The sequence below is a fragment of the Deinococcus ficus genome (genome assembly GCF_003444775.1).
GTDB classification, from domain to species: Bacteria; Deinococcota; Deinococci; order Deinococcales; family Deinococcaceae; genus Deinococcus; species Deinococcus ficus.
Window position 1 is genome coordinate 267,556 of sequence record NZ_CP021083.1, and the last position, 26,465, is coordinate 294,020.

Annotated in this window: 26 protein-coding genes; 8 read left to right on the plus strand and 18 right to left on the minus strand. The window is 71.9% G+C overall.

What is annotated here, in order from left to right:
• Nucleotides 1-9: 9 nt before the first annotated feature.
• The 7 genes from mnhG to mbhE are packed head-to-tail and all read right to left on the minus strand — an operon-like array spanning nt 10 to nt 6,019.
• Nucleotides 10-423 carry a monovalent cation/H(+) antiporter subunit G gene (gene mnhG / locus DFI_RS17645; protein ID WP_043777250.1) on the minus strand — a complete coding sequence of 138 codons (414 nt, stop codon included), beginning with the start codon at nt 421-423 and terminating at the stop codon, nt 10-12.
• Entirely contained in the window at nt 420-680 is a 261-nt protein-coding gene (locus DFI_RS17650; RefSeq protein WP_027462225.1) for a monovalent cation/H+ antiporter complex subunit F, read from the minus strand. Before DFI_RS17650 ends, mnhG begins: the two co-directional genes overlap by 4 nt.
• Nucleotides 677-1,177 (minus strand): Na+/H+ antiporter subunit E, encoded by a 501-nt coding sequence (locus tag DFI_RS17655; RefSeq protein WP_027462226.1) that lies wholly within the window; start codon nt 1,175-1,177, stop codon nt 677-679. The genes DFI_RS17650 and DFI_RS17655 overlap by 4 nt, the downstream gene beginning before the upstream one ends.
• Nucleotides 1,174-2,727 carry a proton-conducting transporter transmembrane domain-containing protein gene (locus DFI_RS17660; RefSeq protein WP_043777252.1) on the minus strand — a complete coding sequence of 518 codons (1,554 nt, stop codon included), beginning with the start codon at nt 2,725-2,727 and terminating at the stop codon, nt 1,174-1,176. Before DFI_RS17660 ends, DFI_RS17655 begins: the two co-directional genes overlap by 4 nt.
• Nucleotides 2,727-3,155, minus strand: a complete 429-nt coding sequence (locus DFI_RS17665) for a sodium:proton antiporter (protein ID WP_027462228.1) — start codon at nt 3,153-3,155, stop codon at nt 2,727-2,729. Before DFI_RS17665 ends, DFI_RS17660 begins: the two co-directional genes overlap by 1 nt.
• Nucleotides 3,156-3,653 carry an MnhB domain-containing protein gene (locus tag DFI_RS17670; protein ID WP_051307510.1) on the minus strand — a complete coding sequence of 166 codons (498 nt, stop codon included), beginning with the start codon at nt 3,651-3,653 and terminating at the stop codon, nt 3,156-3,158.
• A complete protein-coding gene (gene mbhE, locus DFI_RS17675; protein ID WP_338030651.1) occupies nt 3,650-6,019 on the minus strand; it encodes a hydrogen gas-evolving membrane-bound hydrogenase subunit E in 2,370 nt (789 codons plus the stop codon). The genes DFI_RS17670 and mbhE overlap by 4 nt, the downstream gene beginning before the upstream one ends.
• Before the next feature lie 338 nt (nt 6,020-6,357).
• Between mbhE and DFI_RS17680 the strand changes: the two genes are divergently transcribed.
• Nucleotides 6,358-6,870, plus strand: coding sequence for a hypothetical protein (locus DFI_RS17680; protein WP_027462229.1), 513 nt, complete (start codon nt 6,358-6,360; stop codon nt 6,868-6,870).
• 46 nt (nt 6,871-6,916) lie between these two features.
• On the opposite strand, the gene DFI_RS17685 is transcribed toward DFI_RS17680, so the two are convergent.
• A complete protein-coding gene (locus DFI_RS17685; protein ID WP_027462230.1) occupies nt 6,917-7,711 on the minus strand; it encodes a LysM peptidoglycan-binding domain-containing protein in 795 nt (264 codons plus the stop codon).
• Nucleotides 7,712-7,845: 134 nt separating this feature from the next.
• Here DFI_RS17685 and DFI_RS17690 point away from each other — a divergent pair, with 134 nt between their 5' ends.
• Nucleotides 7,846-9,468: a carboxylesterase/lipase family protein gene (locus tag DFI_RS17690; protein WP_043777254.1), complete on the plus strand. Its 1,623-nt coding sequence runs from the start codon at nt 7,846-7,848 to the stop codon at nt 9,466-9,468.
• 6 nt (nt 9,469-9,474) lie between these two features.
• On the opposite strand, the gene DFI_RS17695 is transcribed toward DFI_RS17690, so the two are convergent.
• Nucleotides 9,475-10,740, minus strand: a complete 1,266-nt coding sequence (locus DFI_RS17695; RefSeq protein WP_027462232.1) for an MFS transporter — start codon at nt 10,738-10,740, stop codon at nt 9,475-9,477.
• A 116-nt stretch (nt 10,741-10,856) separates the two neighbouring features.
• Here DFI_RS17695 and DFI_RS17700 point away from each other — a divergent pair, with 116 nt between their 5' ends.
• Complete coding sequence (locus tag DFI_RS17700; RefSeq protein WP_027462233.1) at nt 10,857-11,870, plus strand: GGDEF domain-containing protein; 1,014 nt, start codon at nt 10,857-10,859, stop codon at nt 11,868-11,870.
• Between the two features lie 13 nt (nt 11,871-11,883).
• On the opposite strand, the gene kynA is transcribed toward DFI_RS17700, so the two are convergent.
• The 7 genes from kynA to DFI_RS17735 form a co-directional block, all read right to left on the minus strand.
• Nucleotides 11,884-12,756, minus strand: a complete 873-nt coding sequence (gene kynA, locus DFI_RS17705) for a tryptophan 2,3-dioxygenase (protein WP_027462234.1) — start codon at nt 12,754-12,756, stop codon at nt 11,884-11,886.
• Nucleotides 12,753-14,000, minus strand: a complete 1,248-nt coding sequence (gene kynU, locus DFI_RS17710) for a kynureninase (protein WP_420810887.1) — start codon at nt 13,998-14,000, stop codon at nt 12,753-12,755. Before kynU ends, kynA begins: the two co-directional genes overlap by 4 nt.
• 218 nt (nt 14,001-14,218) lie before the next feature.
• The gene (locus DFI_RS17715; RefSeq protein ID WP_022802765.1) at nt 14,219-14,509 is read right to left on the minus strand and encodes a metal-sensitive transcriptional regulator; all 291 of its coding nucleotides are present in this window, start codon (nt 14,507-14,509) and stop codon (nt 14,219-14,221) included.
• An 82-nt stretch (nt 14,510-14,591) separates the two neighbouring features.
• The gene (locus tag DFI_RS17720) at nt 14,592-14,972 is read right to left on the minus strand and encodes a rhodanese-like domain-containing protein (protein ID WP_027462236.1); all 381 of its coding nucleotides are present in this window, start codon (nt 14,970-14,972) and stop codon (nt 14,592-14,594) included.
• A 56-nt stretch (nt 14,973-15,028) separates the two neighbouring features.
• Entirely contained in the window at nt 15,029-16,111 is a 1,083-nt protein-coding gene (locus tag DFI_RS17725; protein WP_051307511.1) for an aminotransferase class I/II-fold pyridoxal phosphate-dependent enzyme, read from the minus strand.
• A gap of 35 nt (nt 16,112-16,146) precedes the next feature.
• Nucleotides 16,147-16,935 (minus strand): TlpA family protein disulfide reductase, encoded by a 789-nt coding sequence (locus tag DFI_RS17730; RefSeq protein WP_027462237.1) that lies wholly within the window; start codon nt 16,933-16,935, stop codon nt 16,147-16,149.
• A gap of 45 nt (nt 16,936-16,980) precedes the next feature.
• A complete protein-coding gene (locus DFI_RS17735) occupies nt 16,981-18,429 on the minus strand; it encodes an NAD-dependent succinate-semialdehyde dehydrogenase (RefSeq protein WP_051307512.1) in 1,449 nt (482 codons plus the stop codon).
• A 235-nt stretch (nt 18,430-18,664) separates the two neighbouring features.
• On the opposite strand from DFI_RS17735, the gene modA reads away from it, so the two are divergent.
• From modA to DFI_RS17755, 4 genes are all read left to right on the plus strand, one after another.
• Nucleotides 18,665-19,435 carry a molybdate ABC transporter substrate-binding protein gene (modA, locus tag DFI_RS17740; RefSeq protein WP_043777257.1) on the plus strand — a complete coding sequence of 257 codons (771 nt, stop codon included), beginning with the start codon at nt 18,665-18,667 and terminating at the stop codon, nt 19,433-19,435.
• Nucleotides 19,432-20,262: an ABC transporter permease gene (locus DFI_RS17745; protein WP_043777258.1), complete on the plus strand. Its 831-nt coding sequence runs from the start codon at nt 19,432-19,434 to the stop codon at nt 20,260-20,262. Before modA ends, DFI_RS17745 begins: the two co-directional genes overlap by 4 nt.
• 281 nt (nt 20,263-20,543) lie before the next feature.
• A complete protein-coding gene (locus tag DFI_RS17750; protein WP_118376022.1) occupies nt 20,544-22,376 on the plus strand; it encodes a polysaccharide biosynthesis protein in 1,833 nt (610 codons plus the stop codon).
• Nucleotides 22,377-22,452: 76 nt separating this feature from the next.
• Complete coding sequence (locus DFI_RS17755) at nt 22,453-23,559, plus strand: BMP family lipoprotein (protein ID WP_027462241.1); 1,107 nt, start codon at nt 22,453-22,455, stop codon at nt 23,557-23,559.
• Between the two features lie 46 nt (nt 23,560-23,605).
• On the opposite strand, the gene DFI_RS17760 is transcribed toward DFI_RS17755, so the two are convergent.
• Nucleotides 23,606-25,096, minus strand: a complete 1,491-nt coding sequence (locus tag DFI_RS17760; RefSeq protein ID WP_051307513.1) for a sensor histidine kinase — start codon at nt 25,094-25,096, stop codon at nt 23,606-23,608.
• A 24-nt stretch (nt 25,097-25,120) separates the two neighbouring features.
• Complete coding sequence (locus DFI_RS17765) at nt 25,121-25,798, minus strand: response regulator transcription factor (RefSeq protein WP_027462242.1); 678 nt, start codon at nt 25,796-25,798, stop codon at nt 25,121-25,123.
• A gap of 99 nt (nt 25,799-25,897) precedes the next feature.
• Between DFI_RS17765 and DFI_RS17770 the strand changes: the two genes are divergently transcribed.
• Nucleotides 25,898-26,320: a hypothetical protein gene (locus DFI_RS17770; protein WP_027462243.1), complete on the plus strand. Its 423-nt coding sequence runs from the start codon at nt 25,898-25,900 to the stop codon at nt 26,318-26,320.
• Nucleotides 26,321-26,465: the final 145 nt, after the last annotated feature.

Genomic DNA, 26,465 nt, shown 5'->3' on the forward strand with positions numbered 1-26,465 from the left:
GGCGCGCCGTTACTTACCCTCGCGGTCCATGGCGCGCGTCACGTCGGCATCCGCCTGCGCGAGTTCCTCGGCGCGGCCCAGCGCGCCCCACTCGTCGATGCCGCCCGGCAGGACCGGCGGGAGGCCCCTCAGGTACGCCGCCTGCGCGATCAGGTACGCGGTCAGCGGCGTGGTCAGGAACTGGAACAGCAGCACCGCCAGCAGCCGCGTGAACGCCGCCGAGTCCTGGAAGGTCGCCGCCGCCCCCAGGAAGATCCCGGCCGAGCCGAGCGTCACGAGCTTGCTGCTGGCATGCAGCCGCGAGTACAGGTCCGGGAAGCGCACCACGCCGATCGCGGCGCTCAGCACGAAGAAGGCCCCGATCAGGATGGGCACGTCCCGCGCGGGCTGGAAGTCCGCCCAGGTGCTCTCCGCGCCGTTCACCGCATCACCCGCCCGGTCAGCAGGTACCGCGTCAGGGCCAGGGTGCTCAGGAAGCCCAGCAGGCTCAGCAGCAGCGCGGCGTCCAGCGTCACGAGCAGCCGGGTCTTCACGGCCAGCAGCGTGACCAGCACCACCAGGTTCACGCTGAGAAAGTCGAAGGCCATGATCCGGTCCCCCCAGCTCGGGCCGCGCAGCACGCGGAAGGTGACCAGCAGCACGGACAGCGTCACGATGCCCAGGGCGAGGTCCACGATCATGCCGCCCCCCCCCGCCCGCCGGCCGGGGCCGGCAGGAAGTCCAGCAGCAGCCGCTCGACGTTCTTCACGCCGGCGCGGGCCTCATCGGGGCTGGCGAGCCCGATGCCGTGCATGTACATCCGGGTGCGCCCGGCGTCGAAGCCGAGCACCACCGAGCCCGGCATCAGCGTGACCGTGGCGGTCAGAAGCGTGAGGGACAGGTCGGTGTGCGGGCGCAGCGGCACGCTGAAGATCATGGCGTTCAGGTTCGGGCGGGCCCGCAGGGCCAGCAGCGCCACCTGCACGTTCGCCACCGTCAGTTCCCGCAGGAAGGTGCCCAGGAATCTCAGCAGGGCCACGCTGGCCCGCTGGTAAGCGCGGGTGCCCAGCGCGTCCGGGAACAGCCGCAGCAGCAGGTACCCCAGCCCGAACCCCACGCCCAGTTCGCGCAGGTTCACGTCCCCGGACAGCAGGGCCCACACCACGGCCAGCAGCACGTTCAGCAGAAAGCCGCTCACTTTGGTTCCTCCTTGTCGGTCTTCATCAGTTCCCGGCCGGTGGGGCGCGCCGGAATCCGGACCGGCTCCTCGCCTAGCACGCTGCGGACGTATTGCCCGGGGTCACGCAACTGCCGCGCGGTGGCCTCGGCGTGCGTGAACAGCGGTCCGGCCAGCACCACCAGCGCCGCGACGAGGGCCGAGGCGAAGTACGCCGGCCAGGTGGTGCGGCGCGTCACCGATTGCATCGGCACGGCCCGGTCGGCCTTGCCCCAGAAGAAGTCCCGCCACACCGTGAGCAGCGCCATCAGGGTGATCAGGCTGCCCAGCAGAGCGCACACCACGCCCGCCACGGCCAGCACCGACCCCTGCGCCAGCCCCGCGCGGACCAGGGCGTACTTCGCCACGAAACCCGCGGTGGGCGGCAGGCCCGCCACGGTCAGCAGGCACAGCAGGAACGCGCCGGCCAGCCACGGCAGCGGCTCGATGAAGCCCCGCCGGCCACGCACGGCGGGCGTGCCGGCGGCGCGTTCGGCCACCGCCGCGATCAGGAAGGTCGCCAGGGTCACCACGACGCTCACCGCCAGGTACGCCAGCGCCGCGCGCAGGCCGTCCGGGGTGCCCAGCCCGATCCCGAACGCCAGGTACCCCACGCTGCCCATCACCGTGAACGACAGGATCCGGCGCCACTCGCGCTGGCTCAGCGCGCCCAGCGCCCCGAACAGCATGGTGGCCGCCCCCAGTGCCAGCAGGAAGGCCTGCGGCAGCGCCGAATCCACCGGCAGGACCGTGGTGAACAGCCGGATCAGGGCGTACACGCCCACCTTCGTGAGAATCGCGGCGAAAAAGGCGCTGCTGGCCTGCGGCAGCGCCGGGTAGGTGCCCGGCAACCAGAAGCCCAGCGGGAACAGCGCCGCCTTGGACGCGAACACCAGCGTCAGCAGCACCGCCAGGACCGACACCGTGGCGCGCGGCCCGAGTTCCAGGGTCCGCTCGGCGATGTGCGCGTAATTCAGGGTGCCCAGCGTGCCGTACACCAGCCCGCAGGCCAGCACCAGCAGCGTGGACGCCGCGAGGTTCATCAGGATGTACCGGAAGCCCTCGCGCAGCTGCTCGCGGGTGCTGCCCAGCACCGCCAGCGCGTAACTGGCGACCAGCATCACCTCGAACGCCACGAACAGGTTGAACAGGTCCCCGGTCAGGAAGGACAGCTGCACGCCCGTGAACAGCAGCAGACTCAGCGCGAACGCGTGGTGCTGCTCCCGCACGCGGTCCTCGTGGGCGATCATGAACCACACCGCCACCACGCCGCTCAGGGACGCCAGCACGCTCATCCCGGCCGACAGGCGGTCGGCGGTCATCACGATCCCGAACGGCGCCGGCCACCCGCCCAGCTCGCTGACCAGCACCGAGCCGTCCGCTGTGGCCATCAAGAGCAGGCCAGAGCACAGCAGGGTGCCCAGCGCCCCGAACAGGGTCAGGCCGGCCTTCAGGGAGCGGCGCATGGGAATCAGGCACAGCAGGGCCACGCCCAGCGGCGTGAGGATCGGCGCGAGCGGCAGCGCGGACATCACGGCCTCACCTCCACCACGCCGCTGTCTTCCCAGTCGGGCTGATCCGGGCCCTGGTGCTCCGGGTCGGCGCGGTCCACGTCCTCCAGGCTCTCACGGGCCAGGCTGTCCCCGAGCGCCTCGACGTCCTCGTGTCCGGCCACCTGGTAGGCGCGCAGGGCGACCGTGAGCACCAGCGCGGTCGTGGCGAACCCGATCACGATGGCGGTCAGGATCAGCGCCTGCGGCAGCGGGTCCACGTGCGGGCCGGGCAGGGTCAGCAGCGGCGGACTGAACTGCTCCAGGCCCGCCACGGTCAGGATGGTGAGGTTCACGCCGTACCCCGTGAAGGCCAGGCCCAGCACCATCCGCACCAGGGAGCGCGACAGCAGCAGGAACACGCCGGCGGTGATCAGCACCCCGATGATGATTGCGAAAAACGAGGCCATTCAGCGGTCCTCCTGAGGCCCCGGCGCGGCGTCCTCCGGGGCGAGTTGTGTGGGGCGCACGTCGATGAGGGCAGTGGTGATCGCCATGCCCGCCCCGATTACCACCAGGAAGACCCCGATGTCGAACAGCATGGCGCTGGCCCATTCAAACTCGCCGGTCAGCGCGGTCGTGATGTACCCGAAGTCGGTTTTCAGGAAGGGCCGCCCCAGCAGGTACGGCACCAGCCCCGTCAGGAACGACAGGGCCGCCCCGATAGGCACCAGGGCCAGCGGCCCGACCCGCATGGCGCTTTCCCCGGTCGCCATGCGGTGCAGCGTCAGGGCGCCCACCATCATCAGCCCGGCGATGAACCCGCCGCCGGGCGCGTTGTGGCCGCGCCACAGCAGCAGCAGCGCGAACAGCATGATCAGTGCGAACGCCGCCCGGCTGACCGTGCGCAGCACTGGGTCAGGCCGGGGGACGGCCGCGGCCGGCCGGGAGGAACGGGCCGGACTCACGCCCGCCCTCCCCGGCCGCGCCGGACCCGACGTTGCCGGGCGGCCGCCGGGCCGGTGGCGTCGAGTTCCAGGTCGTCCGGGCGCTTCCCGGGCGCCTGCCCCGGGCGGCCGAGCTGCACCAGGCTCACGACCGCCAGGGCCACCATGCCCACCACTAGGATCTCGCCCAGCGTGTCGAAGCCGCGGAAGTCCACCAGCAGGACGTTCACGGCGTTCTTCCCGCCGCCGCCCTCGTAGCTGTTCACCACGTAGTACGGCGAGATCGGCGGCGCCAGGAACCGCAGGCTGCTCAGCGTGAGCAGCGTGGCGCCCAGCCCGGCCGCGCCGGCCAGCAGGCCGTCGAGCAGCAGCCGGCCCCGGGTGCGCGGCAGGTCACGAACGCCCGGCAGGTACCGGAAGGCCAGCAGGAACAGGATCACCGTGACCGCCTCCACCAGCAGCTGCGTGAGCGCAAGGTCCGGCGCGCGGAAGGCCAGGAACGCCGCGGCGGTGCCGAATCCGGTCAGGCCGGTGACGACCACCGCCGTGAGCCGGTTGCGGGACAGCACCACGCCGACCGCGCCCGCCACCAGCAGCACGCTGATCGGCACGGTCACCAGCGGCAGCTGCCCGATCGAGTGGAACACCTGCGGGGAGCGCCACACGGCGTACCCGCCCAGCGCCCCCACGACGAGCAGCATGGCGCGCAGCTGGTCCGGCAGCGCGAGCCCCTGGGTGTGCGTGATCAGCTGGCTCGCCAGGGCCCGCAGGCCGTCGGAAAGCGCGTAGTAGGCGGTGTTGGCGTTCCAGCGCGGCGTCAGGGCCGCCTGCAGGGCCGACACCCGGCCCGCCTGCGCGGCCACGAGCGACCCCAGCGCCCAGGTGAGCAGCGACAGCAGCAGGGCCGCGTTCACGCCGTGCCACAGCGCCAGGTGCTCCCCGTACGCTGTGAACCGCAGGGCCGAGGCCGCCGTGCGCGTGAGCCACTCCGCAGACTGGGGCAGCAGCCCGAACAGCACGGCGGCGCCGGCCAGCAGGAGTGGGGGCAGGTACAGCCCGGCCGGCGCCTCGTGCACGGCCGGCCCGGGCTGCGGGGCGGCCGGGGTGAAGAAGATGCTCAGGAGCCGCCAGCAGTACGCGAAGGTCAGCACGCTGCCCGCCACCGCCACCAGGATGAACCCGGGCCCGTGGTGCAGCATCGCCTCGTAGAACAATTCCTTGCTGACAAAGCCCCCCAGCGGCGGCAGGCCCGCCATGCTGAGCGTGGCCACCACCGCCACCAGGAAGGTGACCGGCAGCGCCCGGCGCAGGCCGCCCAGGGCGCGCAGCTGCGGAATCTCCCGGGTGCCGGTCTCATGGTCCACGATGCCCACCACGAAGAACAGCGCCGCCTTGAACGCCGCGTGGTTGAGCAGGTGCGCGGTGCCCGCGAAGCGGCCCTCGTCGGACGCCAGGCCGTACAGGCTCATCAGCAGGCCCAGCTGCGACACCGTGGAGTACGCCAGCAGGGCCTTGAGGTCGGTCTGGCGCAGGGCCAGCCACGACCCCCAGAACAGCGTCGCCAGGCCCAGCGGCACCAGCAGCCCCGACCACAGGGCGCTGCTGCCGAAGATCAGCCCGAACTTGGCGACCAGCACCACGCCGGCCTTGACCATGGTGGCCGAGTGCAGGAACGCCGAGATGGGCGTGGGGGCCTCCATGGCGGTCGGCAGCCACAGGTGAAAGGGCAGCTGGGCAGACTTGGTGACGGCCGCCAGCACCGTGCACAGCAGCGCCGGCACGAACAGCGGCGAGGCTCGCACCGCGTCCAGGTTCAGCTGCGACAGGGTGGTGGTGCCGCCCGCGATGGACAGCATCGCCACGGCGGCCAGCAGGCCCAGGCCGCCCAGCGCGCTGATCAGGAAGGCCTTGACCGCGCCGTCCCGCGCGGCGGGGCGGGTGTGCCACAGGCCGATCAGGAGGAAGCTGGTCACGCTGGTCATCTCCCAGAACATGAACAGCAGCGGCAGATTGTCGGACAGCACCAGGCCCAGCATGGACCCGCCGAACAGCAGCAGGTACGGGTAGAAGCGGCCGAACTTCTCCCCGGCCGACAGGTACGTCACCGAGTACACGCTGGCCAGCGTGCCGATCAATCCGATCAGCACGGCGAACAGCAGCGAGAACCCGTCCCCACGCAGGCGCAGGTGCAGGTCGAGCTCCGCCACCCAGGGCGTCACCTCGGTGACGGGCGTGGCACCCGGCATCCCGGCCAGCGGCAGGCCCAGGGCCAGCGCCGGCACGAACGCCAGGACCGCCAGCCACCCGGTGTGCCGGCCCAGCGGCCGGGCCGCCAGGGCGCAGACGGCGGCGAGAAGAAAAGGAAAGATCACGGCGAGGCTCAGCACAGCAACACTCCTGAAAAGGGCGGGGCCACGTCGGACAGGGAGGCCGGGACCGGTCGGGCACCGTCGGGACCGGGCCGGGCAGGGGGGCAGGTGCCGCGATGCGTCGCGGACGGGGGTGAGCTGGGCCAGGCGGCCCGCACCCACCAGGAAAGGCCGCGGGGCGCGGCCACGCTTCCAGAGTACCGTGCCGGTCCGGGTTTCCGCGCTGCGGGCTCCGCCGGCCCGCCGCTCTCGGCGCATGGCGCCCCGGTCGGGTATCGTGGCGGCATGAGCGTCACTGCCGGCTGCCCTGCCCGCCCCCCCCACCTGCCCGCCGGCGCGGCGGGCCGGGGGCCCGCGTGACTTTCGCGCCGCCCACCGCCGGAGCCCTGCTGGACCTCGTGATGGCCTGGCAGCGCGGCGAGGTGGAGCGCGAGGCGCTGATCGGCGCGCTCGTGCGGGTGCCCCGTGACCAGGGGCACGTGGTGCACGAGGTGCTGCGCGACCTGTGCCAGCGCGTGACCTGCGCCGAGCCGCTGGGGGCCGGGGCGCATCCGGGCGCGCACCTGGACGCCTCCGTGTGGCGGGAGGAGCTGATGGGCTGCCGCGCGCGCGCCTGGGAGTACCCGGAGATCGCCGGGCTGCTGGTGGGCCCGCAGGTGGTGATCCTGGTGGACAGCCGCGAGGGCGTGATCCTGCGGGACGGCGCGGCGCGCTGCGTGCCGCGGAGCGTGGCCGGGTCGCTGATGCTGCTGTGCCAGACGGTCGTGATGGCCCAGTCCGCGGTGGACGCCCGGGAGCTGGAGGCGCTGCGCAGCCAGCGGGTGAACTCGACCTCGACCTCCCTGTCGGAGATCGAGCCGGTCGAGTAAAGGCGAGCGGCGGCGGGCCAGCCCCGCCGCCGCTCAGGGCCGGGGTTCAGCCGCGGCGGACGGGGATGTAGAGGCGGCCCTGGGTGTTCCAGAGCAGGTCGAAGTCCCGTTCGGTCAGGGCGACGTTCGGGCCGTGCAGGGGGTCGCTCATCACGATGATGCCCTGGGCCTCGTCGTAGCCGCGCACCACGCGCCAGTGGGGGACTTTGCCGATCTGCTTGGCGTACTGAAGCACGATGACGGGGTTACCGGCCGCCACCTCGCGCTTCACGTCGGCGAGCGTGCCGCCCTTGTTCACCGGGGCGTCGAAGCCCAGCTTCTTGAGGAGTTTCTGCCCGGCGCCGGCGCTCATGTACTGCCCGCCGGGGCGCAGCTGCGCCTGGTACTTGTTCTGGGGGATGTTCAGGCCGTACAGGGTCAGTGCGGAGGAGATGCTGGCCGGGCCGCAGTTGTTGAAGGTCTGGTGGACGTACCCGACGCCGCTCAGGTACGCGCTCGTCGGGCGGTTGCCGAACCCGGCGGCGCGGAAGGTGCTGGGGGCCGGCAGGCGGTCCGGCAGGAAGATGCCGCGCTCCAGGCGGTTGCTGGGCAGCGGACTCGGGCTTGCGCTCGGGCTCGGCGCCGCACTCGGGGGGGTGGCGGGCGCGCTGCCGGGCAGGGTCAGGGTCTGGCCCAAGCCCAGGGTGCTGGTGGTGAGCCCGTTGAGGGCGATCAGGTCGTCCACGCTGACGCCGGCCGTGCGGGCAATGCGGTAGAGGGTGTCGCCGGGCTGGACCCGGTAGGTCTGGGTGGCGTGGGCGAGCCCGCAGCAGAGCAGGAGCACGAGTGGAGCGAGCTTCATCTTATCTTTAGTTTTCGCATATTTTTTCTTTAAAATCCCATACAAATCTTCACAGCCTCACCGACCGGGCCCCAAGGTCAAGGCCCAAGGTCAGGTGAAGCGCGGCGCCACGCGCCCAGGCGTATTGTTCGCCCATGCGGCCCCGCGCCCGACCCGCCCTGACGTCCCTGCTCTCCCTGCTGGCCCTGGGCTCCGTGGCCGGCGCGCAGCTCGTGCCCGGGCCGCCTGTGGCACCGATCCCCGTGGACGCTACGCCGCCCCCCAGCGGCCTGGTCCGGCTCCAGACCCCTGCCGGGGCCCTGGTGGGCCGCAGTGACGGGCAGGTCAGCTTCTGGCAGGGCGTCCCCTACGCCCAGCCCCCCACCGGGGACGCCCGCTGGAAGGCCCCCCGCCCCGCCCTCCCGTGGAAGGGAGACCGCAGTGCGCTGACCGCCGGTCCGCCCTGCCCGCAGAAGGGCGCCGGGTCCTTCGGCCTGGTCGGGTCCGAGGACTGCCTGAGCCTGAACGTCGCCGCACCCAGCGCCGCACTCGGCGCCGGGGCCGCGGCCCTGCCGGTCATGGTCTGGATTCACGGCGGGGCGTTCACCAGCGGCAGTGGCTCGCAGTACGACCCCCGCCTGCTGGCCCGCGAGCAGAACGTCGTTGTGGTGACCCTCAACTACCGCCTGGGCGCCCTCGGGTTTCTCGCCACGGACGGGCTGGCGGGCGAATCCCGCGCCCTGAACTACGGCCTGCAGGACCAGCAGGAAGCCCTGCGCTGGGTGAAGACCAACATCCGCGCCTTCGGCGGCGACCCCGGCAACGTCACCCTCTTCGGCGAGTCGGCCGGCAGCATGAGCATCTGCGCGCACCTCACCTCCCCGCCCGCGGCCGGCCTGTTCCACAAGGCCATCATGCAAAGCGGGTCGTGTGCTGCACCCGGCACCACCATCCCCCAGGCCGACGCGCGGCGCACCGGCGCCGCCTTCGCCCAGGAGGTCGGATGCCGCGGCGGCGACCCCGCCTGCCTGCGGAAGGTGCCGCTCGCACGCCTGATCTCCACGCCCATTCCGGGCCGCGGCGAGCTGCGCTTCCTGCCGCTCACGCCGGCGCACGGCGACGTCCTGCTCCCGAGCGAACCGGCCGCCGCGTTCCGCGAGGGCAAGGCTCCGCGCCTCCCGGCGCTGCTGGGCACCAACCGCGACGAGGGCACCCTGTTCGTCGGGCCCCTCGGGGACCGCGGGGGGGACCTGCCGCTGCTCACCCACTGGGCCCTGGCGGGCGTGCTGGCCGGCTGGAACGCCCCGCGCGTCCTCGCTGCCTACCCCACCGCGCAGGGCGTGGGGGTGGCCAGCGCGCGCCTGATCACCGACGCGATGTTCGCCTGCCCGGCCCGCACCCTCGCCCGGCAGCTGGCGGCCGTCACGCCCACCTACATGTACGAGTTCCGGGACCCGGACGCCCCCACCGACCTGCTCCCCACCGGCAGCGCCCCCCGCTACGGCGCCTTCCACGCCTCGGAGCTGATCAGCGTGTTCGGCACGCCGCTGACGTACTTCGCGTCCCCCACCCACTTCACACCCGCGCAGGGCGCGTTGGCCCGGCAGATGCGGAGCTACTGGGCCAACTTCGCCCGGACCGGCAACCCGAACGGCCCCGGCCTGCCCACCTGGGCGCCCGTGACCCCCACCCAGGACCGGGTCCTGGCCCTGGAACCCGGCCGCGTGCAGGAACTGGGTACCTTCGCGCAGGACCACCGCTGCGACCTGTGGCCGTGACGCCCCTCAGGCGGCGGCCAGGCGCGACCGGGCCGGCTGGATGCGCAGCGCCAGTACGGCCGCCGCGCCGGCCAGGACCGCCGCGGCGATGAACGCCGGGGTGTAGCTGCCCAGCGCGTCGCGCGCCACGCCGCCCAGCCAGGCGGCCAGCGCCGCGCCCAGCTGGTGCGCGAAGAACACCCAGCCGTACACCACGCCCACGTTCTCCCGCCCGAACACGTCCGCGGTCAGCGCGGTGGTGGGCGGCACCGTGGCGATGTAATCCAGCCCGAACAGCACCGCGAACGCCAGGAAGGCCGCGCCGGGAGGCACCAGCGGCAGCAGCACCAGGCTCAGGCCGCGGAAGGCGTAGTACGCGCCCAGCAGCAGGCGCGGGTCCACCCGGTCGGTGAGGTACCCGCTGCCCAGCGTGCCCACGAAGTTGAAGGTGCCCATCAGGGCCAGCATGCCCGCCGCGAAGCCCGCGGTAAGCCCCAGGTCCCCGCAGAACGCCATGAAGTGCATGCCCACGATCCCGGTGCTGGTGGCGCCGCACACGAAGAACGTCAGGGCCAGCAGCCAGAACTCGGGGCTGCGCACCGCCCGCCACATCACCTGCGGGTCCGCCCGGCCAGCGCCCTGGCCGGCGCCGGCCACGCCGGCATCCACCGGGTCGCCGTCCGGGGCGAGGTTCAGGTCGGCGGGGGAGTCGCGCATCAGCCACCACACCACCGGCGCCAGCGCCACCGCCAGGCCCGCCAGGGCCAGCGACCCGCCCTTCCACCCGACCGAGGACGCCAGCACGGTCAGCAGCGGAATGAACATCAGCTGCCCGGCACTGGTGGCCGCGCCGAACAGGCCCACCACCAGCCCGCGGCGTCGCCGGAACCAGCGGGTGGCGACGGTGGCGCCCAGCACGCTGCCGACCAGGCCGGTCGCCACGCCGCTGAACACGCCCCAGGTCAGTTGCAGGGCCAGCGGCGAGCGGGCCAGCGTGCTCACCGCGAACGCCACCGCGACCGCCAGCAGGCCCACCGTCGCCACCCGGCGCGGCCCGTGCCGGTCGATCAGCCCGCCCGTGAACGGCGCGGCCAGCCCGAAGGTCAGCATGCCCAGGCTGCCGGCCAGGGACAGCACGCCGCGGCTCAGGCCCAGGTCCGCTTCCATAGGCAGCAGGAACACGCCCGGCGCGCTGCGCCCCCCCGCCGCGAGCAGCAGCGCCGCGACCGTCACCGCGACCACCACCCAGCCGTAGTACACGACCGTGCCCCCGCGCCGCTGCCCTGCTGTCATCCGGGCAGTGTGGCACGCCCGGTCACGCGGGGCCCGGGGACCGTCTGGACGTGCCTCCCCGCTCCATCCGCTGAGGTTCAGCACGCAAGGGGCCGCGCGCGCGGCATGATGGGCGCATGCCGCCTGACCCCTCCAGTGAGTTCATCCAGCGGCTCCGCGTGCCGGGCCTGCTGGTCCTGGGGGTCCTGGCGGTGGCGTCCCAGGGCTTCGAGCTGCGCAGCGCCCTGGCGGCCGGCGACACGCTGCGCGCCGCCCTGGGCGCCGTGACCCTGCTGATCAGCCTGACCGTGACGCTGCTGATGCTGGCCCGGCGCCTGGACCTCAGCGCGCTCACGCCGCTGATCCTGTGGTTCGCGGGCGCCTGGACGGTCGTGCAGCTCGTGCAGGCGTTCGGGTCGCCCGGCCCGGTCGCCATGCCGCTGTACGTGTCGCACCTGATTCTGGTCAGTGTGGCCTACACGCTGCTGCCGGTCGTGCCGGCCACCGCCGCCGGGGTGCTCAGCGGAATGCTGGTGGTCGTGGCCGCCGTGACGCGCACGGCCGTGCAATGGGAGGTGCTGTCCTCGGTGCTGTTCCTGGCCGGGCTGATCGGCTTCATGGCCGTGCACGGCCGGCCCATCCGGGACCAGCGGGTCAAGACCGAACTGGCCCTGGACCTCACCGGCACCGACGTCCTCACCGGGCTGAAAAGCCGCCGCACCGGGCAGGAACGGCTGCAGCTCCTGACCCGTGCCGGTCCCAAGGACCGCAGCCGCAAGGCGGTGGTCGTGCTGGACGTCGAACAGTACGGCCCGGACGCCGCGCCGGACCGGGTGGCCGGGGACGACGCCCTGCGCCGCGCCGCCTCCATCCTGCAGGCGCACCTGAACGAACCGGACTTCGCGTGCCGCTGGGGCGCCAGTGAACTGCTGGTCGTGCTGAACGACACCACCCGGCCCGCCGCCGACGAACTGGTGGACTGGTGGCGCACCCGCATCTCGCTGCGGGAGAAACCCAGCCACCGCCTGACCCTGCGCGCGGGCGTGGCCATGTTCACCGAGGGCCGCAGCGTGGACCAGGTTCTTGCCCTGGCCGAGGCGCGGCTGTACTCCGCGCGCATCGCCGACCGGGAGGCGCAGGCGGGCCGCTGAGCCCGCCCGGCCGTCACAGCCGGGTGCGGACCTCCCACAGTTCCGGGAACAGCACGTGATCCAGCGCCGAGCGCAGGTACCCCACGCCGCTGGTGCCGCCCGACCCGCGTTTCATGCCGATGGTGCGGGACACGGTGGTCAGGTGGTTGAAGCGCCAGCGGCGGAAGTTGTCCTCGACGTCCACCAGTTTCTCCGCCAGGGCGTACAGGTCCCAGTACGCCTCGGTGTTGCGGTAAACCTCCAGCCAGGCCTGCAGCACCGCCTCGTTCAATTCAGGTTTCTGCGTCCGGTCCCGCTGCAGCACCTCGTCCGGAATCGCGAAGCCGCGCTCACTCAGGAGCCGCAATGCCAGGTCGTACACGCTGGGGCCGTGCAGGGCCTCCACCAGGGGCCCGTGCAGGTCGGGCCGGTGCGCGTGCGGGCGGAGCATGGTGGGGTTGCGGTTCCCGAGCAGGAATTCCACCATCCGGTACGACTGCGACTGGAAGCCCGAGGCCTGCCCGAACGCGTGCCGGAACTGCAGGTAGTCGGCAGGCGTCATGGTTTTCAGGACTTCCCAGGCGTTCGTGAGCTGCTCCTGCGCGCGGACCACGCGGGTCAGCATCTTCAGCGGCGCGTCGGTGATGCCGCGCTCCAGCAGCGCCATGGCCGCCAGGAGTTCGCGCACGATCAGGTCCAGCCACACCTCCGAGACGTGGTGGATGGCGATGAACAGGTGCTCGTCGTGCGCGTCGGTGATCGGCTGATGCGCGGCGCGCAGGTCGTCCAGGCGCAGGTAGTCGCCGTAACTGAGGTTTTTTCGGAAGTCGCTGTAGGCCTGCTCGGCGGCGTGCTCCGCGCCCGGCGCCGGGGCGTCCTCGGGGCCGCCCTGTGTCCCGCCGCTCACGCCTGCTCCTCCAGCACGGCCTGCACGCCCAGCACGGCGCGGGCCACGTCCAGGTGCGAGTGGTACAGCGGCGTGAACCCGAAGCGCAGGATGTCCGGCGTGCGGAAATCCCCGATGATGCCGCGCCCGGTCAGCCGAGCCATGACCCGCGCGGCGTCCGGGTGACGGTAACTGACCTGGCTGCCGCGCCGGGCGTGGTCCAGGGGCGTGGCCAGCGTCAGGGGGAAGCGCTCTCCCAGGGGCGCCATCAGCTCGATGAAGGTGTCGGTCAGGGACAGGGACTTGGCGCGCAGGTCGCCCAGGTTCACGTCCTCGAACACGTCCAGCGCCGTGTCCAGCGCCGAGAGGCTCAGCACCTGCGGCGTGCCCACCACGAACCGGCGCGCATTTTCGGCCGGGCGGTAGGAGCGTTCCATCTCGAAGGGGTCGGCGTGGCCCATCCAGCCGCTCAGCGCGGTCGGGGCGTGCGGCAGGTGCCGTTCGGCCACGAACACGAACGCCGGCGCGCCCGGGCCGCCGTTCAGGTATTTGTACCCACACCCAACCGCGAAGTCCGCGCCCGCCCCACGCAGGTCCACCGGGAAGGCCCCGGCGGAGTGCGCCAGGTCCCACACCGTCAGCACGCCCTGTGCGTGGGCCGCGGCGGTCACGGCCGCCATGTCCAGGCGCTCCCCGGTGCGGTAGTCCACCTCCGTGAGCAGCACGGCCGCGACGTCGGGCGTCAGCTGCGCCGCGATCTCCCGGGCGGGCACGCGGCGCAGCTCGTGGCCGCGGCCGAGCAGCTCGCCCAGGCCCTGCGCCACGTACAGGTCGGTGGGGAAGTTCTCCGCGTCAGTCAGGATCACGCGCCGGTCGGGGTTCAGGTGCAGCGCCGCGGCGAGCACCTTGAACAGGTTCACGCTGGTGCTGTCGCCCACGGCGACCTCGTGCGCCTGCGCGCCGATCAGACGGGCCACCTTGGCCGCCACGCGGTCCGGCAGGGCCATCCAGTCCTCGCCGCGGTCCGCCCCGGCGGTCCAGGAGCGGATCAGCGCCTCGCCCCACTCGCCGTGCAGCACCCGGGCGAGGCGGTCGGGCACGGCGCGGGGCATGGCGCCCAGGCTGTTGCCGTCCAGGTACACCACGCCCTCGGGCAGGGTGAATTCGGCGCGTTTGTGCGCCAGTGGGTCCCGGGCGTCCAGGGTCAGCAGGTGCTCGATCACGTCGGGGGCGAGGCCGGGCAGGGCAGGGCGGTGGTCAGGCAGGGTGGTCACAGGGGGTCCTCCAGGAGCAGGCGGGAGCGAGGGCCCGCGAACGGGCCGGGGTCGTCATGCCGGCTGTGAGGTCAGTGGGCGCTGCCCAGCGTCGCGCACCACCACGGGCGCAGGGCGGGCGCGATGTCGTTCGCCCGCCTGCCCCGGGGGTCCTCCTGTGAGGGGTGACGCATGTCCCGGTCAGTATACGGAGCGCTCGGGTGCCGCGCTCAGCGGCGCAGGAGCTTCACGGCGCGCACCACGTCCTGCGGGGTGACCGCCTCGCCCGGGTGGGCCCGGCAGCCGGAGGCGTACTGCTCCAGGATGGTCTCCCCGGCAGCGTCCAGGGCGCTGCGGACGCTGGAGAGCTGGGTCAGGATGTCGTGGCAGTCACGGCCCTCTTCCACCATGCGGTGCAGGCCGCGGACCTGCCCCTCGATGCGGCGCAGGCGTTTCAGGACGCGTTCGTCCGTCTCGGAAAGCGGCGGGAGGGCAGGGGCGGAGCTGTTCTGCGTGGTCATGGCGGGTCCTCGGGAAGGGGCGGGGAAGGGCTGAGCGGCAGTATAGGCACTTTCCCGGCCGCTGGCGCCGGGCTTTCGGCGCTCAGCGGGCGACGGGGTACCCGGCAGCCTGCCAGTCGTTCATGCCGCCCGTCACGTTCCGGATGTCCCGGAACCCGGCCCCGACGAGCAGCGCACTGGCCTGAGCGCTGCGGCTGCCGGAGCGGCAGATCACGTACAGCGGCTGCGCCGGATCGAGTTCGCCGGTGCGGGCGCCGAGACTGTCCAGGGGAATGTTCGCGGCCCCCCCGATGTGCCCCTCGGCGAATTCCGCGGCGGTGCGGACGTCGAGCACGGCCGCGCCGCCCTCCACCGCGGCCTTCAGGTCCGTGACGCTCACGTTCCGGTAGTCCCCGCCGGCGCTTTTCGGCGCGCAGCCGGCCAGCAGGACGGCAGTCAGGGCGACAGTGATCACAGGGCGCATGCCGCCAGTATACCCCCTTCCCCTATGTCGCCGTGAGGAGTCCGGCTGCGTGGGTGTCAGCGCCGGCCCGTCAGGCGGAACACGCCCCGGCCCACCCGCGACCCCGCCGGAGCCGGCGATTCCGTCTGCCGCCCCCGACCCACTCCCAGGTGCTCGGCCAGCGCAGCCACCAGGGCGGCATTCTCCCCCGGCCGGCGGGTGCACGCCAGCAGCGTCTCCTCGTCCCCGCCGAGCAGCAGCCCCCGGGCTGCCAGGGCCGTCCGCGCCGCCTCCGCCCCGGGAAGCCGCAGCGCCACGACCGGACCGCCCGCGTGCTGCACGTCCCCGAAGCGCTCCAGAGCGGCGGCCAGCGAGCCAGCGTGCTGCAGGACGCGCGGCAGCGTCTCATGCAGGAACCCGGCCGCGCCAGGCAGCGCCTCCAGGACCGCCAGCGTGCCCGCCGGCAGCGCGGACGGCGCCGCCAGCCCCGCCACCCGCCCGGCCAGTTCCGCCGGCAGCAGGGCGTAGGCCGCCCGCACACCCGGCAGCCCGTGTGCCTCCCCCGGGGAGCGCAGGCGCACCAGGCCCGGCAGTGAGCCAGGAACCGGCCGGGCCGTGAACGGCGCGAGGCTCTCGTCCACGGCGACCACCGCTCCTGCCGCGGCGCACCGGTCCGCCAGCGCGTGCCAGTCCCGGGCGCCCCAGGGGCAGCCCGCCCGGAATTCCGGCGGCCGGACCAGCACCAGCTTCACGCCGTCCAGGGCCAGGCCCGACAGGGGAGAGCGCCCGTCTGCATCGCGTTCAGGCAGGGCCACCTGGTGCGCCGGCGTGTCCCGGGCCATCAGCCAGGGGACCACGTCGTCCCAGGGGCCGCCCAGCATCGCCAGCCCGCCATCCCCGGCACCGATGGCGCGGATCAGGCGGTCCACCAGATCCACGAGTCCCAGCCCCGGCACGACCCCGGCCGCGTCCAGGTGATGAAGTCCGGCCAGGGCGCGGCGCGCCGCCGCGTAGGCCGGGTCGGGCAGCGCCGCGTGATCGGCGTCCCGCACCGCCTGCAGCAGCGTCCAGTCCGGCCCGTAGGGATTCACCACCCGCCGGAAGTCCAGGGGAGACGCCGGGGTGGGCTGGGGGGAGGGGTGAACCGGCCGCATCGTCATGGGCAAACCCGCGCAGTGTACCCCCGGTCAGGACGTCAGGGGGAGGCTGCGGGGCCCTGCGCCGCGCGAACCAGCCGCAGCAGCTGCGCGCGGTTGAGCGGCCCCAGATGGCGCGCGGTGACCCTCCCTCCGGCGTCCACCACCAGCGTGGTCGGAAACGCCGTCACCTTCAGCGCCGGGGTCAATGCCTCCCCGCCCACGCGCGTGGGGAGCACAAGATTCTCCCGTCGCAGGAACGCCACGACCACTGCCGGGGCCTCGCCCACGTTGACCAGTTCCACCGGGGCGCCCCGCGCGATCTCCCGCTCCAGCAGGGGCAGTTCAGCCCGGCAGGGCCCGCACCACGTCGCCCAGAGGTTCACCACCCGCCCCGACGGGACGGGTGTGGCCGGCTCCAGCTGCCCGGAGGGCCGCAGCGTCCGCAGCGGCGTGTCCGGCCAGCCCGTCTCGCCGCCTCCGGCCGGGCGCAGCAGCCCCGGGAGCGCTCCGGCGAGCACCGCCACGAGGACGGCACGCGCGGCCACCTGACCGTGCCCGCGTGGTCCCACCGCCAGGCTCAGCAGCCCGGCAGCGAGTCCGGGCAGCCATGCCCAGTCGCCCCGCCGAACATCCACGAGGTCCAGCGCGTTGTCCAGCAGGGGCCGGCCAGCGTCCAGACCGGGGACAGCCGCCCACAGCCGCGCCGTGATCAGCGTGATCAGGGCGGCGCGGCCGGCGCCAGGGAAGCGTGCCAGGGCCGCCCAGGCCACCAGGCCCAGCAGCAGGGTCAGGCTGGGCCAGCTCAGGGCGAGGGGACCCAGGCGCAGGCCGTCAGGAACGATCACCCGGACAGGATACCCCGCCGGGCTATGTCGATCGCCTCTCTGAACTCACACGCCCATGCTGATGAACTTCGTCTCCAGGTACTCCTCCAGCCCCCAGTGCCCACCCTCGCGGCCCACGCCGCTGTTCTTCATGCCGCCGAACGGCACGTGCGGGCTGTTCGCACTGGGCACGCCGTCATTGATGCCCACGATCCCGTACTCCAGCGCCTCCGCCACCCGCCACGCGCGCGACAGGTCCCGCGTGTAGGCGTATGCCGCCAGCCCGAACTCACTGTCGTTCGCCAGGCGCAGCGCCTCCTCCTCCGTGTCGAACACCACCACCGGCGCCACCGGACCGAAGGTCTCCTCGCGCAGGATGACGCTGTCCGGCGCGACGTCCACCAGGATCGTCGGCTCGAAGTACAACCCCCCGCGCGCCTGCCCGCCCACCGCCGCGCTCGCCCCACGCGCCAGCGCGTCCTGCACCTGCGCCTGCACCTTCTCCAGGCCCGCCTGCTCCACCACCGGGCCCACCTGCGTCGCGTCGTCCAGCGGGTCACCCAGCGTCAGTGCCGCCGTCTTCTCCGCGAGCAGCCGCGTGAACTCGCCCGCTACGCCGCGCTGCACGTACACCCGGTTCGTGCAGATGCAGGTCTGCCCCGCGTTGCGGAACTTGCTTGCCACCACGTCCGCCGCCGCGCGTTCCAGGTCCGCGTCGTCGAACACCACGAAAGGCGCATGCCCGCCCAGCTCCAGCGAGACGCGTTTGATGGTCCTCGCCGCCTGCGTGTACAGCAGCCGCCCCACCGCAGTGCTGCCGGTGAAGGTGAGCTTGCGCACCCGCTCGTCTTCCATGAACGGCGCCGTCAGGGCCGTCGCGTCGTTCGTCGGCAGGACCTGCAGGGTGTCCGGCGGGCCCCCCGCCTCCAGCCACAGCTCAGCCAGCATCAGGGCCGTCATGGGCGAGAGTTCCGCCGGTTTCACGATCATCACGCACCCGGCCGCCAGCGCCGGCGCAGCCTTGCGGGTGATCATCCCCGCCGGGAAGTTCCACGGCGTCACCGCGTACACAATCCCCACCGGCTCGGCCGCACTGAACCCGCGCTTGTGGTCGAAGCGCATGCTGATCCGCTCCCCGCTGATCCGCCCGGCCTCCTCGGCGCACCACTCGATGAAGCTCGCCGCGTAGTGCACCTCCCCGCGCGTCTCCGTGATGGGCTTGCCCATTTCCAGCGTCATCAGCCGCGCCAGGTCCTCCTTGCGCTCGATCATCAGGTCATGCCAGCGGCGCAGGACCTTGCCCCGCTCGTAGGGGTTCACCTTCCGCCAGACCTTCAGCGCCGCTTCGGCCGCGTCGATGGCCTGGCGGGCCTGCTCGGGCGTGCAGTCGGCCACCCGGCCGATGCTCTGGCCGTTCCCCGGGTGACGGACCTCGAAGGTCGCGGGCGCGTCGCGCCACGCTCCGGCGAAATAGGCCTGGTGGCGGGTCACGGGATCAGGAAGGGTCAGGGTCATGCGGGCACCTCGGAACGGGAAAGGGGGACTCAGGGCGGGGAAGTGAACCGGACGGCGCAGAGGCAGGCGAAGGCGGCCACCCGGGCACGTCACAAAGCGGAAATGCGCCCAGTCTGCCCCGCCCCGGCCCAGCCCGCAACCGCCGCGCCCACCAGGGGCGTCCACTCCGCTGGACGACTCCCAATACGCGGGGCAGGACCGGAATGCCCGGCCCGCGTGCCGTATTCTCGGTCGCATGACGCCCCGCCTCCTCCTCCAGGCCGCGGGAGCCCTGCTTCTCCTCACCGCCCCGCCTGCCCACGCTGCGGCCCTCACCGTCTTCGCCGCGTCTTCCCTCACCGACGCCTTCCAGGAGATCGGCCGGACCTTCGACCGCCAGACCGGGCACCGCACCACCTTTCAGTTCGCCGGCTCCCAGGTCCTGCGCACCCAGATCGAACAGGGCGCCCGCCCCGACGTGTTCGCCAGCGCCGACGACACGCAGTTCGTCCCGCTCAAGCAGGCCGGACTCATTCCCGCTGGCCAGGTGTTCGCGCGCAACTCCCTGACCGTCATCACGCCCGCCCGCTCCACCCTCAGAACCCTGCGTGACCTCGCGCGCCCCGGCGTAAAACTTGTTCTCGCCGACCCGGCCGTGCCCGTCGGCAAGTACAGCCGACAACTCCTGCGCGCCCTGGACGGCGCGCCCGGCCACGGCCCCGCGTACTCCCGGACAGTGCTCGCCAACGTCGTCAGCGTCGAAACGAACGTCCGGCAGGTCGCGCTGAAAGTCCAGCTCGGTGAAGCCGACGCCGGCATCGTCTACCGCACCGACCTCACGCCCGCCCTGAAACTGGCGGTGCGCCAGCTGCCGGTCCCGCCAGCGCTCAACCCCGTCGCCTCCTATCCCATCGGGGTGCTCGGCAGCAGCGCCCAGCCGGCCGCCGCGCAGGCCTTCGCCTCCTTCGTGCGCGGCCCTGTCGGGCAGGCCATCCTGCGCAAGTGGGGCTTCCTCAGCCCCCGATGACCCGCCCACGCCCCGCCCACCGCCACCCGCCCACCGCTCCTGTCCTGCTCGGCGGCGTCCTGGTCGGCTTTCTGCTTCTCCCGGTCGCCGCTCTCCTCCTGCGCGGCCTCACGCCCGCCCTGCTCCTCACCCTCGTCAGTCCCGTCGTCCTTGACGCCCTGCGGGTCAGCCTCCTCACCACCACCCTGACCCTGCTGCTCACCCTGCTGCTCGTCACGCCCGTCGCCTGGCTCCTGGCCCGCTACGACTTTCCTGGCAAGGCCGTCCTCGACACGCTCCTCGACCTGCCCATCGTCCTGCCGCCGGTTGTCGCCGGCCTCGGCCTCCTGCTCGCCTTCGGCCGCCAGGGCCTGCTTGGCCCCCCGCTCGCCCTGGCCGGCATCCAGCTGCCCTTCACCACCGCCGCGGTCGTTCTCGCCCAACTGTTCGTCTCCGCGCCCTACTACCTGCGCGCCGCCAAAGCCGGGTTCAGCGCCGTGGACCCCGACGTCGAAGCAGCTGCCAGCATCGACGGCGCCAGCCGACGCGCCGTGTTCCGCCACGTCACCTGGCCCCTGGCCTTTCCCTTTCTCCTTGAGGGCCTGATCCTCACCTGGGCCCGCGCCCTCGGAGAATTCGGCGCCACCATCCTTTTTGCTGGCTCCCTCCAGGGGCGCACGCGCACGGTCACGCTGGCCATCTACGCCGCCCTGGAATCCGACCTCGGCCCCGCCCTGGTTCTTTCGGCTGTGATGGTTCTCCTCGCCTTCGGCCTGCTGCTGGCGGTGCGGCTGCTCAGCCATTGGAGACCCTCGCTGGGGCGCGCAGCGGTCATCGTGCCGGAATGAGAGGTGCACGACGTGAGGAGACGTAGGGCGCCACGACAAGTCTTCATGGGTTTCTCGAAATTCCGTCAGATTCGCTCATGGAGGTTTCATCCTTCGGCTGCGAAGACTATCCTGCGCAAGATGACGTCGCTGACCCTCTCCGCTATCCACAGGCGGACCATTCATAGCTGCCAATCCTGCCTGAGAATGTCGTTCTCACATCTTCAGAGGCGCGGGCTTAGGCTGATGAGCCCACCAACACACCAGCGGGCGGACGACGTAATTGGGAAAGCAACGTGACCATGACCGCCACACCGACGTATCTCCATAAATTCCTTCTGGACGTAGCACTGTGGTTTTCTGCTGCTCTGCTCGCCTACGCCTTTCGCAAACCTTCCCTGATTGACCTGGGCATTCCTCTGGAAGTGTGGGCGTACGCAGGGATGAGCGCGGCCGTACTCGGTCTGCTGTCGCTGCGTTATCACCTACCTCACCAGTCATGGCGTCGCGTCGGCATGCGGGACCTCACGCTGCTCGCCCGGGCGGCGGCGCTCAACACGCTACTCATGTTCGCGCTGGGGTTCATTCTGCAGTCGTGGCTGCAGTTGCCCCGCAGCGTGCCGCTGCTGGCCGGCATCGTGGGGTTCCTGCTGCTCGGCGGCGTGCGCATGTTCGCGCGGCTGCTCAGCGAAGGCGCCCGCCGCCGGGAGGTCCCGGTCTCCAGCCGCGTTCTGATCGTCGGGGCCGGAGATGCAGGCACCCTGATCGCCCGTGAGATGCAGCGCCACCCGGAAGCGGGTCTCGACCCGGTCGGGTTCCTGGACGACGACACCAGCAAGCAACGACAGCGGCTGCTGGGCCTGCCTGTGTTCGGCACCGTCGACCAGCTGAGTCGGGTCGTTCAGGATGAAGACATCCAGGAGGTCATCATTGCCGTGCCATCGGCCAGTGGCGACTTCGTGCGGCGCGTGGTGGACCTCGCCGGGGGCGCGGGTGTGCGGTACCGCATCATCCCAGGGGTCTTCGAGATCCTGTCGGGCAACGTCAGCATCAACAACCTGCGGGACGTGAACCTGGAGGACCTGCTGCGCCGGCCGCCAGTACGGCTGAACACCGAGGAGATCATCGGGTACCTGAGGGGCCGGGTGGTGCTGGTGACGGGCGCGGGCGGCAGCATCGGCTCGGAAATCGTGCGGCAGATCGCCGCGTTCCAGCCGGCCACGATCCTGCTGTTCGGCCGGGGGGAGAACAGCATCTTCACCATCCAGCAGGAACTGCTGCGGGAATGGCCGGAGGTCAAGCATGTCGGCCTGATCGGCGACGTGCGGGACGCCGGGCGGCTGCGGGCCATCTTCGAGGAGTACCGCCCGGAGGTGGTGTTCCACGCTGCCGCGCACAAGCACGTGCCCCTGATGGAAGAGGCGCCCTCCGAGGCGATCATCAACAACGTGATCGGCACCCGCAACCTCGTGGAGATGAGCCTGCGCTACGGCGTACTCCGCCTCGTGAACGTGTCCACGGACAAGGCCGTGAACCCCACCAGCGTGATGGGCGCGTCCAAGCGCGCCGCCGAGATGACCGTGTCGGCCGGCGCGGCCCGGGCCCGCGAGACGCAGGCGTTCGTGTCGGTGCGCTTCGGGAACGTGCTGGGTAGCCGCGGCAGTGTCGTCCCGACCTTCATGCGCCAGATTCGCGCCGGGGGTCCGATCACGGTCACGCCCCCGGAGATGGTCCGGTACTTCATGACGATTCCCGAGGCGGCCCGCCTGGTGCTGCAGGCCGGGGGACTGGCGGAGAACGGGAAGGTGTACGTCCTGAACATGGGCGAACCGGTGAAGATTGCCGATCTGGCCCGGGACGTGATCCGGCTGTCCGGCGCGCAGGGCGTGGACATCGTGTACAGCGGCGTCCGGCCCGGCGAGAAGCTCTACGAGGAACTGCTGACGAGCAGCGAGGGGGCGGATGCCACCACGCACAGTGAGATCTTCAGCGCCCGTCTGGAGCGGGTGGACCCTCAGGTTCTGGAGGCGCACCTGGACGTGTTGCAGCGCCACGCTGTGCAGGGAGACGCCGCGGCCATCCGCATGGACCTGGCGCGCATGATCCCCGAGAACAAATTTGGCCAGATCCGCTGAGCTGGCGACGGGTGGGGTGTCGGGGGGGATGACATTCCTCCGTGAAGGGCTGACACAAGACCCTTAGACTACGTTCATGAAAGTGAAGATGCTGGTGACGTCTCTTGGCCTGCTGCTCGGCACCTCTGCGTTGGCTCAATCTGCGCCGTTCGGGGTGGTGCTGGACCTCGGGAGCCGCACCGACCGCTCCTTCAACCAGGCGGCCCTCGCCGGCGTGCAACGCGCCCAGAAGGAATTGGGCGTGAAGGTGGATGTCTACGACACGAGAGTCGACGCGGACCGTCAGAAGGGCCTGAACCTGTACGCCGGGCAGAAAAAGCAGCTGGTGATCGGCCTGGGATTCAACTTCCTCGACCCGGTGAAGTCCACGGCCTTCCAGTACCCGGGCACGAAGTTCGCGGTGGTGGACGCCCTGCCCAGCGGAGCGAACACCGCCGGCCTGACCTTCCGGGAGCAGGAGGGCAGCTTCATGGTCGGGTACATTGCTGGCCTCCAGAGCAGCACCGGCGTGGTGGGTTTCGTGGGCGGTATGGATTCGCCCGTGATCCACAAGTTCGACGCGGGCTTCACGGCCGGCGTGAAGTTCGCCTGCCCGAACTGCACGGTGCTCAGCCGTTACCTCGGCAAGACGCCGAGCGCCTTCAACGATATTCCGGGGGCCACGGCGGTCGCCGGGGGGCTCAAGGCAAAAGGGGCGGACGTCATCTACGCCGCCGCTGGCGCGAGCGGCCGCGGCGTGATCAGCTTCGTGACCCGAGCGCAATGCATTCGCGCCTCGGAACTGCCCGCCGGCGTGAAGTTCCGCCAGAACGCCTTTGCCGGGATTCCCAAGTCTGCCCCCTACAAGGCGCAGTGCACTGGCGACACCCGGCCCCTGTTCTTCATCGGGGTGGACAGCAACCAGAACTACCTGGGCGACACCGACAACAACCCCAAGACCCTGAACCACGGTCTGACCAGCATGGTCAAGCGCATCGACACCGCGCTGTTCACCCTGATTCAGCGGGAAGTGAAGAAAGAGAAGTGGCGGTCCGGGGAGAGCAGCTTCGGGCTGGAGAACGGCGGCGTGGACTACGCCCTCGACGAATACAACGAGGCCCTGGTGCCGCAAACGCTGCTGGACAAGCTCACCAAGGTTCGCGAAATGGTGATCACCAAACTGATCAAGATCCCCACCCAGTAAGTCCACCCTGGGCCGGCCTGAACCTTACGGGTTCAGGCCGGCCTGTTCAGGTCACCGGATCGGCCTGCCCGGGTGCCGGAACCACGGCAGGCCCGGCTGGGGCGTCCAGGGCGGGGAACTCCACGCAGAACGTTGTGCCGTCCGGTCCGGTCCGCGCGACCCGCAGGCGCGCGCTGAACTGCCCGGCGATCCACTCGGCGATCGCCAGGCCCAGGCCCGCCCCCAGGTCCCGCTGGCGGGCCGGATCCGCGCGGTAAAACCGCTTGAAGATGTGCGGCAGCGCCTCAGCCGGAATCCCAGGGCCGCGGTCCTGCACGCACAGCTGCCAGCCGCCCGGCACGGCGTCCAGCCGCACCGTGACCGCCGACGCGGGCGGACTGTACTTCAGGGCGTTGTCCAGCAGGATCAGCAGCAGCTGCCGCAAGCGGTCGGTTTCCGCGCGGACCGGCGCAGCCCGGTCGCCGCCCTGAAGGTCGATGGTGTGCTCGAATGCGAGTTTGCGCGCGTCCCGGATAGCCTCGCGGGTCACGGCCGCCAGGTCCACCGGCTGCAGGTACAGGTTGTCCCCGGCGTCACTGCGGGCGAGCAGCAGCAGGTCCTCCACCAGGCGGCTCATGCGCCGCACCTCGCGGTCCATGTCCGCCAGCATCTCCTGCTGCTCCTCGGCGCTCAGGTGCGGGTGGCGGCGCATCAGTTCCACGTTCGCGCGCATGATCGTCAGCGGCGCCCGCAACTCGTGCGAGGCGTCCCCGACGAATTGCTGCTGCGACGCCCACGCGGACTCCAGGCTGCCCAGCATGTCGTTGAAGGTCACCGCCAGCTGACCCAGCTCGTCCCGGCCGCCGGGCGGCGCCACGCGGCGGCTCAGGTCCCGGTGGTGACTGATGCTGCGGGCCGTGCCGATGAGGGCCTGCAGGGGCCGCAGGGCGGCGCCCGCCAGTGCCCAGCCGATGATCAGGATGACTGCCACGGAAAGCACCGTGAGCTTCACCAGGTCCCGCGTCTGCCGGCGGGCGGTGGCGTCCGTGCGGCCCAGGGGCGTGAGGGCCTCCACGAACGCGACGGTCTTGCCGGCCTTGCGGACCTCGATCACGTACCGGCGCCAGCGCTGGTCCGGGAGCCTGAGCGTGCCGAACGCCCCGGCCCCGCGGTCCACGGCCGGCGTGCCCGGCAGGCGCAGCGGCAGCACGTCCAGGTAGGCCGGCGGTGCCGGCGCGTGCAGCGGGTCCTCCGGCCGGGTTTCCGGCAGGCCCGGGTCGGTCACGGACCGGTACATCAGCCCGCCTTTCGCGTCATAGGTGCGCAGGACCAGCACGATGCCCTCGTTCAGCGGCTCGGTGGTGTCCGTCTCCAGCCAGTACGACCGGCCGTACGACAGGATGCCCTGCTCGACCAGCCGCGCCGACCCCTGCAGAACGCGGTCCACCGTCAGGTAGTTCTCCCGCACGGAGATGGTCAGGCTGCTCAGCGCGATGCCGATCAGCACCAGCGTGAACAGCGCCCCGTACCACAGGCTCAGCCGCAGGCGCAGCGTCACCCGCGCGCCCCTGCCGGACCGGGCCTAGCCGTGGCGTAGGACGTACCCGACCCCCCGGATGGTGTGAATCAGGCGCGTCTCCCCGCCCGACTCCAGCTTCTGCCGCAACTGCTTCACGTACGTTTCCACCACGTTCGGGTCGCCGAGGTACCCGATGCCCCACGCCCGGTCGAGCAGGACGGACTTGGACTGCACCCGTTCCGGGGCGTCCATGAACGCCTGCAGCAGCCTGAACTCCTGCGCGGTCAGCACGATCTCCCGCTCGCCCCGCCGGACCGCGTGCCCGGCCGGGTCCAGCGTCAGGTCCGCGAAGCGCAGCAGGGCCGGCACCTCCGTCTCACGGCGCCGCAGCTGAATGCGCACCCGGGCCAACAGCACGTCGAAACTGAACGGCTTGGTCACGTAGTCGTCCGCACCGCCCTCCAGACCTGCGACCTGGTCCTCCGGGTGGTCGCGGGCGGTGAGCAGGATCACCGGCACCGCGTCCCCGGCCTGCCGCACCCGGCGCAGCACCTCGATGCCGTCCACGCCCGGCAGCATCACGTCAAGGATCACCAGGTCCGGCGTCCGGTCCCGCAGCGCCCGCACGCCCGCCTCGCCGTCCCCGGCCGTCTCCACGAGGTACCCCTCGTACTGCAGGCCGCGTTCCAGCACCCGGCGAATCCCGGGATCGTCGTCAATCACCAGAATCCGCGTGCTCATCCCCCCATTCTAGTCGGTGCCTTCCGGGGGCCTGCGCGCCTCAGCCGGGCCACAGCTTCCCTCCCGCTCCCCCCCAGGACCGGTCGGTACGCTCGGCGCATGCTGTACCGTCCCTCCCTTCCGGAGCGCTTCCAGTTCGGCAGCGCGGTCGTGCAGCGCGTCCTGGCCCACGTGGGCGCCCAGACGCTCGAGGTTCTGGTGCAGGAGGCCCGCGGGGCGAGCCTGCTGCGCCGCCTGCCGCCCACCCGCACCGCGCAGGGCAGCGCCCTGTCGCTGCGGGCCCGCTCGGGCGCCCCGGTGGCGGCCGTGCAGGACGTGCAGGTGGATGAACCCAGCGGACACATCCGCGCGTACGTGCTCCGCGCGACGGACGGCACACCCGTAACGGTCCCCGCCGAGGACACCTACTGGTGGCGGGGGGAGCTGTACGGCACCAGCCGCGCCCTGCGGGCCGTGCGCCGCTCCGGCAAACCCCGCCGTGCCGCTGCCCAGCGCAGCCCTCTGGGCGCCCTGGCCCTCTAGGGCCTTCAGCGGAGCCTCAGGTTTCCTCCGGGTGGGCGTCAGGGACGCCATTTAAGCTTCACGTGTCGTGACCTTCAGGCGCCCTGCCTGTCCCGGCCGGAGCTTCCCGGCCTGCGACGCCGTACCCCAGACCGCTGAACGTGAC

Bases quoted from the DNA above. Each gene is read 5' to 3' on its own strand.
- DFI_RS17650 (WP_027462225.1), bottom strand. From the start codon at position 680: ATGATCGTGGACCTCGCCCTGGGCATCGTGACGCTGTCCGTGCTGCTG.
- DFI_RS17660 (WP_043777252.1), bottom strand. From the start codon at position 2,727: ATGTCCGCGCTGCCGCTCGCGCCGATCCTCACGCCGCTGGGCGTGGCC.
- DFI_RS17665 (WP_027462228.1), bottom strand. From the start codon at position 3,155: ATGGCCTCGTTTTTCGCAATCATCATCGGGGTGCTGATCACCGCCGGC.
- DFI_RS17685 (WP_027462230.1), bottom strand. From the start codon at position 7,711: ATGAAGCTCGCTCCACTCGTGCTCCTGCTCTGCTGCGGGCTCGCCCAC.
- DFI_RS17690 (WP_043777254.1), top strand. From the start codon at position 7,846: ATGCGGCCCCGCGCCCGACCCGCCCTGACGTCCCTGCTCTCCCTGCTG.
- DFI_RS17695 (WP_027462232.1), bottom strand. From the start codon at position 10,740: ATGACAGCAGGGCAGCGGCGCGGGGGCACGGTCGTGTACTACGGCTGG.
- DFI_RS17700 (WP_027462233.1), top strand. From the start codon at position 10,857: ATGCCGCCTGACCCCTCCAGTGAGTTCATCCAGCGGCTCCGCGTGCCG.
- DFI_RS17715 (WP_022802765.1), bottom strand. From the start codon at position 14,509: ATGACCACGCAGAACAGCTCCGCCCCTGCCCTCCCGCCGCTTTCCGAG.
- DFI_RS17720 (WP_027462236.1), bottom strand. From the start codon at position 14,972: ATGCGCCCTGTGATCACTGTCGCCCTGACTGCCGTCCTGCTGGCCGGC.
- DFI_RS17725 (WP_051307511.1), bottom strand. From the start codon at position 16,111: ATGACGATGCGGCCGGTTCACCCCTCCCCCCAGCCCACCCCGGCGTCT.
- DFI_RS17735 (WP_051307512.1), bottom strand. From the start codon at position 18,429: ATGACCCTGACCCTTCCTGATCCCGTGACCCGCCACCAGGCCTATTTC.
- modA (WP_043777257.1), top strand. From the start codon at position 18,665: ATGACGCCCCGCCTCCTCCTCCAGGCCGCGGGAGCCCTGCTTCTCCTC.
- DFI_RS17745 (WP_043777258.1), top strand. From the start codon at position 19,432: ATGACCCGCCCACGCCCCGCCCACCGCCACCCGCCCACCGCTCCTGTC.
- DFI_RS17750 (WP_118376022.1), top strand. From the start codon at position 20,544: ATGACCGCCACACCGACGTATCTCCATAAATTCCTTCTGGACGTAGCA.
- DFI_RS17755 (WP_027462241.1), top strand. From the start codon at position 22,453: ATGAAAGTGAAGATGCTGGTGACGTCTCTTGGCCTGCTGCTCGGCACC.
- DFI_RS17765 (WP_027462242.1), bottom strand. From the start codon at position 25,798: ATGAGCACGCGGATTCTGGTGATTGACGACGATCCCGGGATTCGCCGG.
- DFI_RS17770 (WP_027462243.1), top strand. From the start codon at position 25,898: ATGCTGTACCGTCCCTCCCTTCCGGAGCGCTTCCAGTTCGGCAGCGCG.